The organism is Pseudomonas sp. 2FE, from assembly GCF_005503735.1.
In the GTDB taxonomy this organism is placed as follows: Bacteria; Pseudomonadota; Gammaproteobacteria; order Pseudomonadales; family Pseudomonadaceae; genus Aquipseudomonas.
The window spans coordinates 313844-326675 of the sequence record NZ_SCMO01000003.1 but is presented as its reverse complement, the minus strand read 5'-3'; the positions used below and the strand labels follow the sequence as shown (position 1 = coordinate 326675).

Genomic DNA, 12832 nt, shown 5'->3' with positions numbered 1-12832 from the left:
TTGCCACTGTTCCAGGGCGCCGAGCTGACGGCCAAGAAAGTGCAGAGCCCAGCCTGGTTACAGGACGCCGGCAAGCCACTGCTGCTCACCATCGAAGAGCAAAACCAGGTCGCCATGCGGGTGTCCGCCAAGGGCGAGGTGCTGTTCTTTGCCGCGAAAACCGGTGCAGAACTCAAACGCGTCAGCTTGCCGCTACCGGCCGGCGCCCAAGTGGTCTCGCTGGGCCAGGACCAGCCCGGCACTAACTTGGTCGTGCTGGGCTTGTCGAATGGCCAGGCATTGGCGTTCAAGCACGTTTACAAAGTGACCTACCCGGACAACCAGAAAACCATCAGTCCGCAGATCGATTACCCCTACGGCCAGGCGCCGCTGAGCCTGGACCCGCAGGGCCGTGCGCTGGAGCATGTCAGCCTCGGCGTGAATGACGACACCCTGTTGCTGGCCGCTTCCACTGGCAATGAACTGCACCTGCTGTCGCTGGCGCAGGAAGAGAACATGCTGACCGGCGAGACCACGCTGGAGCAGAGCCGCATCGAGCTGCCGCAGATCGCCGAGCCGATCAAGGCACTGTATATCGACCCCCGTCAGCAGTGGCTGTATGTCCTCAACGGCCGGGCCCAGGCGGATGTCTACAACCTGCATGAGCGTTCGCTGAACGGCCGTTACAAACTGTTGGAAGATGCCGACACCGAAGTCACCGCCAGTGCCCAGTTGCTCGGTGGCATTTCGTTGATCATCGGTAACTCCAAAGGCGGCATCGCCCAGTGGTTTATGGCTCGTGATCCGGATGGCGAGCCGCGCCTGAAGCACATTCGCGACTTCCAGCAGGGCACTGCGCCGATCGTCCAAATCACTCCGGAAGAGCGCCGCAAAGGCTTCGTCGCGCTGGACGCCAGCGGCACGCTGGGGGTGTTCCATAGCACCGCCCAGCGCACCTTGTTGATCGAGCCGGTCGTCGATGGCGCCGGCGTGCTGGCCCTCTCGCCACGGGCCAACCGGGTGCTGGTCGAGGCCGCTAACACCTTGCAACCGCTGACCTTGACCAACCCGCACCCGGAAGTCTCCTTCAGTGCACTGTGGGGTAAGGTCTGGTACGAGAGTTACGACGAACCCAAGCACATCTGGCAATCGACGGCCGCCAACTCCGAGTTCGAGCCCAAGCTGAGCTTGGCGCCGCTGACCTACGGCACGCTGAAAGCGGCCTTCTACGCCATGCTCCTGGCCGCACCGCTGGCGATTGCCGCGGCGATCTACACCGCCTACTTCATGGCGCCGCGCATGCGCCGTAAGGTCAAGCCGGTGATCGAGCTGATGGAAGCGATGCCGACGGTGATCCTCGGTTTCTTCGCCGGCCTGTTCCTGGCGCCCTATGTCGAAGGGCATCTGCCGGGGATTTTCAGCCTGCTGTTGCTGACCCCCATCGGCATTCTGCTGGCCGGTTGGCTGTGGAGCCGGCTGCCGGAGTCGATCCGCCTGCGGGTACCGGAAGGTTGGGAAGCCTTGACCCTGATTCCGGTGGTGGTGCTGGTCGGCGCGCTGGCGCTGGGCATGAGCCCGCACATGGAAAACTGGTTCTTCGCCGGCGACATGCGCCTGTGGATTTCCAATGACCTGGGCATCACCTATGACCAGCGCAACGCCCTGATCGTCGGCCTGGCGATGGGTTTTGCGGTGATCCCGAACATCTATTCGATCGCCGAAGACGCCGTGTTCAGCGTGCCGCGCAGCCTGACTCTGGGCTCCCTGGCGCTCGGTGCGACGCCGTGGCAGACCATGACCCGAGTGGTGATCCTGACCGCCAGCCCGGGGATCTTCTCGGCCTTGATGATCGGCATGGGCCGCGCCGTCGGCGAGACCATGATCGTGCTGATGGCCACCGGCAACACCCCGGTCATGGAGATGAACCTGTTCGAAGGCATGCGCACCCTGGCCGCGAACGTGGCGGTGGAAATGCCCGAGTCCGAAGTAGGGGGCAGCCATTACCGCGTGCTGTTCCTCTCCGCGCTGGTGTTGCTGATGTTCACCTTCGTGATGAACACCCTGGCCGAACTGATCCGTCAGCGCCTGCGCAAGAAATACGCAGCGCTCTAAGAAGGTAGAACTCCGTGAAGCAGAATTCTCTAAAAAGCTGGTTCAAGAGCGGTTCACCGGGTGTCTGGCTGAGCGGTGGCGCGGTGTCGATCGCGGTGATCATGACCCTGGGGTTGCTGCTGGTGATCGCCGTGCGCGGCCTCGGCCATTTCTGGCCGGCGGACCTGCTGCAAGCGCGTTATGAAATGCCGGGGCAAGCGGTGCAGACCCTGATCGGCGAGCTGGTGCAGGCCGAAGAAGTACCGCGCGCGCGCCTGCAAGGGGCCGGCCTGCCGGTGCCGGAGCAGGGCCCGGAGTTCATGACCCGCGAGCTGATCAAGGTCGGCAACCGCGATCTGTACGGCAGCGACTTTACCTGGGTGGTCGGTGAATGGCTGGTGGGGCAAACCACGCCGGCCGAGCTGATGACCCTGGAGCGCCGCGAGTGGGGCAACTTCTACGGCTACCTGGTCAGCGTCAAGGAGCAGGGCAAGGTCATTGCGCAAGGCGAGGCCGGCTGGCCGATGCTGCAGGAGCGCATTGCCCGCGTCGAGGGTTTGGCCAAGCAACTCAGTCGGCTCGAGAAGAAAGACATTGGCGCGATCAACCATGAGCTCGAACGCCTGCGCCTGAAGACGCGCCAGCTGGAGCTAGAGGGCCAGTTGGACGCCGCTGCTCAGGCCGATATCGCCGCCGAGCGCGCCGAGCTCGAGGCGAAATACCAGGCCTTGGAAGGCCAGTTGCTGGGCCTGCACCAAGAGGTCGATCGCGACAGCATCGTGGTCCGCGAGGCCGATGGCAAAGAGCTGGAAATCAGCCTGGGCAAGATCGTCCACGCCTACCAGCCGAACGCCATGGGCGTGTTCACCAAGCTCGGCATGTACTTCGGCAAACTGTGGGAGTTCGTCAGCGACGACCCGCGTGAAGCCAACACCGAAGGCGGCATCTTCCCGGCGATTTTCGGCACCGTGATGATGACCCTGATCATGGCGGTGATGGTCACCCCGTTCGGCGTGCTGGCGGCGGTCTACCTGCGTGAATATGCGCGCCAGGGCCCGCTGACCCGGGTGATCCGCATCGCGGTAAACAACCTCGCCGGGGTGCCGGCGATCGTCTACGGCGTGTTCGGCCTGGGCTTCTTCGTCTATGTGCTGGGCGGCTCGATCGATCAGCTGTTCTTCCCGGAAGCCTTGCCGGCGCCGACCTTCGGTACTCCGGGGCTGCTGTGGGCCTCGCTGACCCTGGCGATTCTCGCCGTACCGGTGGTGATAGTCGCCACCGAAGAAGGTCTGGCGCGGATTCCGCGGGCGGTGCGCGAAGGCTCCCTGGCGCTCGGTGCAACCAAGGCCGAGACCCTGTGGAAGGTGGTGCTGCCGATGGCCAGCCCGGCGATGATGACCGGCATGATCCTGGCCGTGGCGCGTGCCGCCGGTGAAGTGGCGCCGTTGATGCTGGTCGGGGTGGTCAAGCTGGCGCCGTCGCTGCCGGTGGATGGCAACTACCCGTACCTGCACCTGGACCAGAAGATCATGCACCTGGGTTTCCATATCTACGACGTCGGCTTCCAGAGCCCCAACGTCGAGGCCGCGCGGCCGCTGGTGTACGCCACCGCGCTGTTGCTGGTGCTGGTGATCGCCGGGCTGAACCTGTCGGCCGTGGCCATCCGTAACCACCTGCGCGAGAAGTACAAGGCGCTGGATCACTGATTGCTTAAAGCCCCCTCTCGCCACTGGCGAGAGGGGATGGCTCAACGAACGAATTGTTAGCGTATGGAGTTTCCCATGCAGCATGAAGCCCAGCCCCACGGCATCAACATCGCCGCCCTCGGCCGTGACAAACAGAATCTGCTTCTGGCCGAAGAAGCCGTGACCCTGGAAGTGCCTGGCTTGAGCCTGTTCTACGGCGACAAGCAGGCGCTCTACGACGTCAAGATGAATATCCCCAAGCAGCGCGTCACCGCCTTTATCGGCCCGTCCGGTTGCGGCAAGTCGACCCTGCTGCGCTGCTTCAACCGCATGAACGATCTGGTCGACGGCTGCCGGGTGGACGGCGCGATCAATCTGGATGGCAGCAACATCTATCGCAAAGGCGAGGATGTGGCCGAACTGCGTCGGCGCGTCGGCATGGTGTTCCAGAAGCCCAACCCGTTCCCCAAGAGCATCTACGAGAACGTCGCCTACGGCCTGCGCATCCAGGGCATCAACCAGAAGCGCGTGCTCGATGAAGCGGTCGAGTGGGCCCTCAAAGGCGGGGCGCTGTGGGACGAGGTCAAAGACCGCCTGCACGAGTCGGCGCTCGGCCTCTCCGGTGGTCAGCAGCAACGTCTGGTGATCGCCCGCACCATCGCCGTCTCGCCGGAAGTGCTGCTGCTGGACGAACCCTGCTCGGCGCTCGACCCGATTTCGACGCTGAAAGTCGAAGAGCTGATCTACGAGCTGAAATCCAAGTACACCATCGTCATCGTCACCCACAACATGCAGCAGGCGGCGCGGGTTTCCGATTACACGGCGTTTATGTACATGGGCAAACTGATCGAGTTCGGTGATACCGATACGCTGTTCACCAACCCGGCCAAGAAGCAGACTGAAGATTACATCACCGGTCGCTATGGCTAGATCAGGCAGTCCCCTCTCCCTTAGGGGAGAGGGTTAGGGAGAGGGGATAGTGGGGCTAACACCCTCTCCCCGGCCCTCTCCCTGAAGGGAGAGGGAGTAACAGCGGCCACTACAGGATTCCCCGAGATGATCAGCAAAGACAGCCTTACTCATCACATCTCCCAGCAGTTCAACGCCGAGCTGGAAGAGGTGCGCAGTCACCTTCTGGCCATGGGCGGCCTGGTCGAGAAGCAGGTCAACGACGCGGTGACCGCGCTGATCGACGCCGACTCCGGGCTGGCCCAGCAGGTGCGCGAGGTCGACGACCAGATCAACCAGATGGAGCGCAACATCGACGAGGAGTGCATCCGCATCCTCGCCCGCCGTCAGCCGGCGGCGTCCGACCTGCGCCTGATCATCAGCATCTCCAAGTCGGTGATCGACCTCGAGCGCATCGGCGACGAAGCGACCAAGATCGCCAAGCGCGCCATCCTCCTGTGCGAGGAAGGCGAATCGCCGCGTGGCTACGTCGAGGTGCGGCATATCGGCGAGCAGGTGCGCAAGATGGTCCAGGAGGCGCTGGATGCCTTCGCCCGCTTCGATGCCGACCTGGCGCTGTCGGTGGCGCAGTACGACAAGACCGTCGACCGCGAGTATAAGACCGCCCTGCGCGAGCTGGTGACCTATATGATGGAAGACCCGCGGGCGATTTCCCGCGTGCTCAACATCATCTGGGCCCTGCGTTCGCTGGAGCGTATCGGCGACCACGCCCGCAATATCGCCGAACTGGTGATCTACCTGGTGCGCGGCACCGACGTGCGCCACCTGGGCCTGGCGCGGATGAAGGAAGAAGTGCAGGGCAGCGCCGATAAAACCGAAGGCCACTGAGTCCTCGCGTTCCAGCCTTGCGCGCGGTTACGCCGTCCGGCACTGGCCGGGCGGCGCGGTCCTGAGCACTTGACGGGTTGCACCCAGCCTCTGCGCGCTTCGTCACAGCCCGACCGTCGGTATCTCGCCTGCGGCCAGGCGCGCTGCTAGTCTTGCTGGCACCCATAATCATAAGAACTCTGCAGTTATGCTCGGGCGCCTATTCCTTCTCTGTGGTCTGCTCGCCGCGGCCAGTCCGGCCGCGGCCTTGACCATCTACAAATACACCGACGCCAATGGTGTGGTCACCTACACCGACAAGGCGGCGGCCGGCGCGCAAGTGTTCGTCTTTCGCGAGCGGATGGTCGAGCGTCTGGATCTGCAGGTGAAGCTGGAAACCAAGAAGCACGCGGCCGGCGAAACTTTACTGGTGCGCAATGACCTGTATGCGCCGGTGGAAGTAGAGCTGCGCTTGACCGGGGTGGAAAACGCCTCGGGCGCGCCGGACGAGCCGATTCGCTGGGTGCTGCCGGCGCGCAGCCAGATTCGCCTGGCGACCCTGGCCCCACGCGACCCGACCCGGCCGCTGCGCTACACGCCGAAACTGCGCAGCGCCCTCGGTGATCCGCGGCTGCAACCGCTGCTCTACGATTATCCGCTGCCCTGGCGGGGCGGGCCGTTTCGCATGACCCAAGGGGCGAATGGCAAGTACAGCCACTTCACCCCGAAGGGTCGTTACGCCATCGACATCGCCATGCCGGAAGGCACGCCCATAGTCTCGGCGCGAGCGGGGGTGGTGGTGAAAACCGAGAACGCTCAACACGGCCGTGGCAACAACCCTTCCGGCAACTATGTGCGCATCCTGCATGACGACGGCACCATGGGCGTTTACCTGCACCTGATGCGCGGCTCGGTGCTGGTCGGCGAAGGCCAGCGCGTCGACCTCGGCACACCGCTGGCGCGCTCCGGCAATACCGGCAACAGCAGCGGCCCGCACCTGCACTTCGTGGTGCAGCGCAACGTCGGCCTGGCGCTGGAGTCGATTCCCTTCGACTTCGCTCAGCCGGTCAACAGCCTGCCGAACTTCGCTGTCGGCGGCGACTAAACGCCCTCGCGCGCCTGCAAGCCGCAAAAGCGCCGCTGCGCATAGGCCAGTGGCGCGCCCTCACGACTTTGTACCGCCGCCACCCGGCCGACAAACGCCGTATGGGTGCCGAGGTTGATCTGCTGCTCGATGTGGCAATCGAAACTGGCCAGCGCACCCTGCAGCAATGGCGCGCCAGTAGCCAATTGACCCCAGTCGGCGCAAGCGAAGCGGTCACCGTCTTCCAGTTTGATCTGCCCGGCGAAGACCTATGCGACCTGTTGCTGTTCGGCTTCGATCACATCCACGCAGAAGCAGCCGTTCTGGTCGATCGCCTTTGATGCCAGGTTGTTGCGGTTGACGCAGACCAGCAACAGCGGCGGCTCGGCCGACACCGAAGACCTGCCCAAGGCCCGCTGGCAGCATGCCGGCGAGGAAATGCCCGCGCCAAAACAGCGCGCCCAGCCCTGAGCCATCGATGACCTCGGTGGGCCAACGCAATGCCGGGCAAGCCAGTGGCGCCGCCGCCGGCGCGGCAAAGATCCGCAGCCACGGGTTGATGGCAGGTTTGTGCCAAGACCATGCCTGCGGCGTAGACGCGGGGAGCGGCCCAGCGCTGATGCGCAGGGGAAAGCCATCGGCGCTGAAACTACGGCAACCCCGCCAGCTGTCATTTGTAGCGGTTTTGCTCTTGGTCGGCTCTGCTACATTGAGGAGACCAGGTCGCTGCTGCACCGCAACTGGCGCGATGACGCGGCGCCGCCCGAATCGGTCGGTGAGCCGTACGCCGAACCGACGGCTCCGCGGTTACCGCCCCCGGTCGCTGCGCTGGCGGCGGACTTCAAGCCCAACGCCGAGGTGGGCCTGATTGAGGCGCACCTCGGAGGGGGGGCGCAGTCATGATCGCGGCGATCGACTCGGCCAGCCGGAGCATCCCGGTTGCTCGACGAAACACCGGCCAAGCTGCACGTGGTGATCGACTACCTGGAGGCGAATGCTTTCCTGAACCCGGCCGCTCCGTTCAAGTAGGACAAGGAGGCGTCATGAAGCACACGGCCCCACGGCCCGGCATCACCCAGGCCCACCCTGGCGTGCTCCCGCGCTGGCTGTTGCCGATCCTGCTGCTGCCAGCCGGTGTGTATACCCATTGGCTGGTGTTTCAATGGGGGCCGGCGGACCAGCAGTTGTGGATCAGTAATCTCTTGTTCCCGCTCTCGCTCATCCCCGTGGTGGCGCTGTGCTGGTACGCTGCCGCGCGGCACCATGCTGCCGCCCGCCGAAGCTGGGCCTGCGTGGCGCTCGCGCTGACCGCTTTCTTGGCCGGCAGCCTGATCTGGAGCTACCTCCAGCAGGCCATCGACAAGCCCCCTTTCCCCTCGCTGGCCGACGCCTTTTACCTCGCTTTCACGCCCTGCCTGGTGCTGGCCTTCCTCAGTTTTCCCCGGCCGGCCTTCCGGCCGATGGAGGCGCTGCGCCTGGGGCTGGACATCGCCGTCATCACTGCCGCGGTGGGCGTCTACGCCTGGTATTTCATGCTCGCCCCGACCATCCTGGCTTTCCCCGGCCAACCGTTCGCCATGGTGGTTGGCCTGGCCTACCCCATCGGTGATCTGGTGCTGTTGAGCCTGCTGTTGCTGATCACGCTGCGGCAGCGCCGGGACGAAGCACTGAAGCTGGAAACCTTGCTGCTCGGCGGCGGCCTGGGGTTCATGATTACGGCGGACACGTTCTTCTTCTTCGCAAGCGCGGCCGGGACGTTCACCAACGCCAGCTGGTACAACGACGGTTGGGTCGGGGCCCACGTTCTGCTCGCCCTGGCGGCTTACGCCAGTCTCTTTGCTCGGCCCGTCTCCACCCGCTGGCGACCGGGTTGGGAGTGGCCCCAGCTATACCTTCCCTACGTTGCAGTGACGGCGAGCTACGGGCTGATGATGGCCCGCGCGTTCTCCGGCCACACGCTTGCGACCAGCGGCGTGCAATGGGGGACCGCCCTGGTCACGTTGCTGGTGATCGCCCGCCAGATCGTGACCTTCGCTGAAAACGCCCGTCTGGCCCGCGAGCTCAAGGCCTTCTCCCACGAACTCGAACGAGCGAAGAACACCGCGGAAGCCGCGAACCGCGCCAAGAGTGCCTTCCTCGCCGCCATGAGCCACGAACTGAGGACGCCGCTCAACGCGGTGCTCGGTTATGCGCAGATCCTGCTGCGGGACAGGAGGTTGTCCGAGCGGCAGGCGCTCGGCCTGTCCACCATTCAGAGCAGCGGCCAGCATCTGCTCATGCTGATCAACGACATCCTCGACCTCTCGAAGGTCGAGGCGGGCAAGCTGGAGCTGTCCCCCGGCCCGGTCCAGCTGTCCGACTTCCTCGAGGTGATCGCCGACATCATCCGCGTCCGGGCCGAGCAGAAGAGCCTGCGGTTCCAGTTAGAGGCCGCAGCGGAGCTGCCGGCGGTGCTCACGGCGGACGAGAAGCGGCTGCGCCAGGTGCTGCTGAACCTGCTGAGCAACGCGGTCAAGTTCACCGACCGCGGCCAGGTGACGCTGCGGGTCACCCAGCAAGGCCGCAGCAACGGCGAGGTCAGCCTGCGTTTCGAGGTGGTAGACAGCGGCGTGGGCATCGCGCCGGACCAGCTGGGGGCAATCTTCCAGCCGTTTGAACAGGTGGGCGAGCTGTCGCGCCGCGCCGGCGGTACCGGGCTGGGGCTGGCAATCAGCCGCCAGCTGGTGCGCATGATGGACTCGGACATCCAGGTCGAGAGTGGCCCCGGCCAGGGTAGCAAGTTCTGCTTCGAGCTGCGCCTGCCGGTGGCCGAGGCGCTGCGGCCGAGCCAGGCGCAACACGCGGTGACCGGCTACGACGGCCCGCGCCGGACGGTATTGGTGGTGGACGACGTGGTGGCGAACCGCGCCCTGGCGATGGACTTGCTGGGTATGCTGGGTTTCGCTGTGCTGGAGGCCGAAAACGGCGAGGTGGCGCTGCGCCTGGCCGAGGCGAGCGTGCCGGACCTGATCCTGATGGACATGGTGATGCCGGTGCTGGACGGCCTGGAGACGACCCGGCGGGCGCGCGTCCTGCCCGCGTTGCAGGCGGTGCCGATCCTCATCGTCTCGGCCAGCGCGACCGCGGACGACCAGGCAGACGCGCTGGCGGCGGGCGCCAACGCGTTCGTCGCCAAACCGATCGACCAACAGAAGCTGTTGCAGGAGATCGGCTCGCTGCTGCACCTCAGCTGGCGCTATGACGCAACGCAGACAGAGTCGGTGGGCGAGCCGGCCACCGAGCCGGCGGCTCCGCTGCTGCCGCCACCGGCCGAAGAGCTGGCGGCGCTGCACCAGCTGGCGCTGGCGGGAAACCTGCATGAGCTGCGCCTACGCGCCGGACAACTGGCGGCAGAAGCTCCCGGCTACCGGCCGTTTGCCGACAAGCTCGCGCAACTGGCGGCGGACTTCAAGTCCAAAGCCGTGCTACGGCTGATCGAGGCCAATCTGGGCGGGGAAGCACAGCCATGAACCAAGCTGCCGACTCGCCTAGGCAGAGCATCCTGATCGTCGATGACACGCCCGCCAACCTGCGCGTGTTGGTCGACCAGTTGCAGGAGCACGGTTTCCTGATCTTGATTGCCGAAGACGGCGAGGAAGGCGTGCAGCGGGCCGAGTTCGCCAGCCCCAACCTGATCCTGCTCGACGTGAAGCTGCCGGGCATCGACGGCTTCGAAGCCTGCCGTCGACTGAAAGCCAACCCGAAAACCCGGGACATCCCGGTGATCTTCATGACGGCGCTGGACAACGAGAACGACAAGCTGGCCGGGTTTGCTGCCGGCTGCGTCGACTACATAACCAAACCGTTCCAGATCGCCGTGGTGATGGCGCGGGTATGCACGCACTTGGCGCTGCGGGCGGCCGAGTCCGAGTTGCACTTTCAGGCCACCCATGACGTCCTGACCGGTCTGCCCAATCGGCTGCTGCTGCTGGACCGCTTGCAGCAGGCGATCATCTGCGCCCGTCGCGTAGACCAGCGGTTTATCGTCTGCTTCATCGACCTCGACCGCTTCAAGTGGATCAACGACAGCTTCGGTCACGAAGCGGGCGACACGCTGCTCAAAACCGTCGCCTGCCGTATGGTGGCCTGCCTGCGCGAATCGGATACCGTCTCCCGCTTGGGCGGCGACGAGTTCGTGCTGCTGCTGCGGGACCTGGACGACGTGGAGCAGGCGCTGCTGACCGTCCGGCGCGTGATCGCCGCGGTGTCCCAACCCATCCAACTTGGTGAGCGCGAAGTCACCGTCACCTGCAGCGTCGGCTGCAGCGCTTACCCGGCGGATGGCGTGGAGGCCGACGACCTGCTCAAGTTCGCCGACTGCGCCATGTACTGCGCCAAGGAAACCGGGCGCAACAACCTGCAGCTCTACAACGCCGAACTGCGCCGCAACCTCGAGGAGCGGGTTAGGCTCGAGGGCGAACTACGGCACGCCATCGAGCGCCAGCAGCTCATCTTGCATTACCAGCCGCAGGTTGACCTCAAGTGCGGCGTGGTCGTCGGCGTGGAGGCCCTGCTGCGTTGGCAGCACCCTGAACTGGGCGAGGTGGCGCCGAGCCGTTTTATCCCACTGGCGGAGGAGACCGGGCTAATTGAGCCGATCGGCGAATGGGTGCTGAACCAGGCTTGCGCCCAGAACCGGGCTTGGCAGCAGGCCGGTGTGCCCTGCGTGCGAGTGGCCGTCAACTTGTCGGCACGCCAGGTGACACGCGACGACGTAGCCGCCCTGGTCGCCCGGACGCTGTCGGCAACCGGGTTAGACCCGAGCTGGCTAGAGTTGGAGCTGACCGAATCCGCTTCCATGGGCGACCCGGACCGGGTCATCCCGCTGATGACCCGGCTCAAGGCCATGGGCGTGTCGCTGGCCATCGACGATTTCGGTACCGGCTACTCGAACCTGCAGTACCTGAAGCGCTTTCCGTTGGACCGGCTCAAGCTCGACGGCAGCTTTGTGCGCGAGCTCACCGGCTGCCCGAGAAGCCTCGCCATCGCCGACGCGATCATCGCAATGTCCCACCGGCTGAGCCTGCAGGTGGTAGCCGAAGGGGTGGAAACCGGAGGCCAGCTACAGTTGCTGGCAACCCGCGACTGCGACCAGGTGCAAGGCTACTACTTCAGCCCGCCGCTGCCCGCCGACCAGTGCGCGGCGCTGCTGCGCGCCGGCCCGCTGGCCTTGCCGCCGACGCTGGTCCGCCCGGAGCCCGGCGGATCTTGCTGGTCCTGGACGACGAACCGAGTGTGACCGCCGCGGTGGCGCGTGAACTGCGGCCTGAGCAGTACGAGCTGTTGCTGGCGCATGATCCGGACGACGCGTTCGAGCTGCTGGCGACGCATCCGGTCGGCGTGGTGCTGGGCGAGCAGTGCATGCCCCTGCTCCCCGGCGCCGAGTTTCTGGGCCGGGTGCGGCGGCTCCATCCACAGACCGTGCGGCTGATGATGAGCGGCTACCAGGCCTTCAGTCTCCGCACCGTCGCCATCAACCAGGGCGCCGTGCAGCGGTTCCTGCCCAAGCCCTGGGAGCACACCGAACTGTGCGCCGTGATCGCCGCGGCGTTTGACCTGCACGAACGTTGCGCGCCGGGATGCTATGAGTGAGATGATCGGATCATTCAGGGACAGATTTATTTTCTCTCCCAATCACATCATCCGCCCAGCTCATGGCCGCAACGACGGTCGGGAAACCGATCGTGCTGGTGAGTGAGATCAGAGCGTGATGGATCTGCTCCGTGGTAACGCCCGCGTCCAGTGCCCGCCTGACATGGCTGTGCACTGCGCCCTCAGAGCGGATGGCCGCCGCGGCACCGAGCTGGACCAGTTGGATGACCTGCTCGTCCAGCGGGCCGGCATGCCGCACCGCAGCGCCCAACGCCTCCACGGCGCCAAAGTAATCCGGGTACTGCTGCTTGAAGCGCCGATAGGTGTCGAGTTCTCTCTTCCTTGCCATGCTTGTCTCCTCGCGTTGGAAGTGCGACGGGGATTGTCTCTTCGCAGCGTAGCCCGCCTTGCGCGGGAGATGGCGGGTTACGGCCAGACGGCCTAACCCGCCAAGAGGGTCGAAGCGATCTATTTTTGATCAGTCGGCGCTGTTGCTGAGCGAGGTAGCCTGGATAGCTCAAGGTGGAAAACCGCTTGGTGGATTTTCCACCCTCCGCGAGGGGTAGGGTTCGTAGGGCGGACAACG

9 protein-coding genes and 1 pseudogene are annotated in these 12832 nt (G+C 65.0%); 8 read left to right on the top strand and 2 right to left on the bottom strand.

All coding sequences use genetic code 11. The features are described from left to right. Positions 1 to 114 precede the first annotated feature (114 nt). The 5 genes from FFS12_RS08905 to FFS12_RS08885 all read left to right on the top strand — a co-directional run bounded on the left by FFS12_RS08905 (position 115) and on the right by FFS12_RS08885 (position 6636). Complete coding sequence (locus tag FFS12_RS08905; RefSeq protein WP_171011846.1) at positions 115 to 2091, top strand: ABC transporter permease subunit; 1977 nt, start codon at positions 115 to 117, stop codon at positions 2089 to 2091. Between the two features lie 14 nt (positions 2092 to 2105). Further along, positions 2106 to 3776 carry a phosphate ABC transporter permease PstA gene (gene pstA / locus FFS12_RS08900; protein ID WP_137886514.1) on the top strand — a complete coding sequence of 557 codons (1671 nt, stop codon included), beginning with the start codon at positions 2106 to 2108 and terminating at the stop codon, positions 3774 to 3776. A 75-nt stretch (positions 3777 to 3851) separates the two neighbouring features. After that, positions 3852 to 4685, top strand: a complete 834-nt coding sequence (pstB, locus tag FFS12_RS08895) for a phosphate ABC transporter ATP-binding protein PstB (protein WP_137886513.1) — start codon at positions 3852 to 3854, stop codon at positions 4683 to 4685. 126 nt (positions 4686 to 4811) lie between these two features. Beyond that, the gene (gene phoU, locus FFS12_RS08890) at positions 4812 to 5552 is read left to right on the top strand and encodes a phosphate signaling complex protein PhoU (RefSeq protein ID WP_137886512.1); all 741 of its coding nucleotides are present in this window, start codon (positions 4812 to 4814) and stop codon (positions 5550 to 5552) included. A 187-nt stretch (positions 5553 to 5739) separates the two neighbouring features. Beyond that, entirely contained in the window at positions 5740 to 6636 is an 897-nt protein-coding gene (locus FFS12_RS08885; RefSeq protein WP_137886511.1) for a peptidoglycan DD-metalloendopeptidase family protein, read from the top strand. Here the strand turns inward: FFS12_RS08885 and FFS12_RS20450 are convergent. Continuing rightward, positions 6633 to 7010 (bottom strand): annotated as a pseudogene (locus FFS12_RS20450) (flavin reductase family protein). The gene FFS12_RS08885 and the pseudogene FFS12_RS20450 overlap by 4 nt on opposite strands. A gap of 648 nt (positions 7011 to 7658) precedes the next feature. Between FFS12_RS20450 and FFS12_RS08870 the strand changes: the two are divergent. Genes FFS12_RS08870 through FFS12_RS08860 form a run of 3 tightly spaced genes read left to right on the top strand, consistent with a single transcriptional unit; the run spans position 7659 to position 12246 of the window. Beyond that, positions 7659 to 10124 (top strand): ATP-binding protein, encoded by a 2466-nt coding sequence (locus FFS12_RS08870; protein WP_218568967.1) that lies wholly within the window; start codon positions 7659 to 7661, stop codon positions 10122 to 10124. Next, entirely contained in the window at positions 10121 to 11893 is a 1773-nt protein-coding gene (locus FFS12_RS08865) for an EAL domain-containing response regulator (protein WP_137886508.1), read from the top strand. The genes FFS12_RS08870 and FFS12_RS08865 overlap by 4 nt, the downstream gene beginning before the upstream one ends. Then, a complete protein-coding gene (locus tag FFS12_RS08860) occupies positions 11863 to 12246 on the top strand; it encodes a response regulator (RefSeq protein ID WP_171011841.1) in 384 nt (127 codons plus the stop codon). Before FFS12_RS08865 ends, FFS12_RS08860 begins: the two co-directional genes overlap by 31 nt. Before the next feature lie 10 nt (positions 12247 to 12256). Here FFS12_RS08860 and FFS12_RS08855 read toward each other — a convergent pair whose 3' ends face one another. Then, the gene (locus tag FFS12_RS08855; RefSeq protein WP_137886507.1) at positions 12257 to 12595 is read right to left on the bottom strand and encodes a carboxymuconolactone decarboxylase family protein; all 339 of its coding nucleotides are present in this window, start codon (positions 12593 to 12595) and stop codon (positions 12257 to 12259) included. Positions 12596 to 12832: the final 237 nt, after the last annotated feature.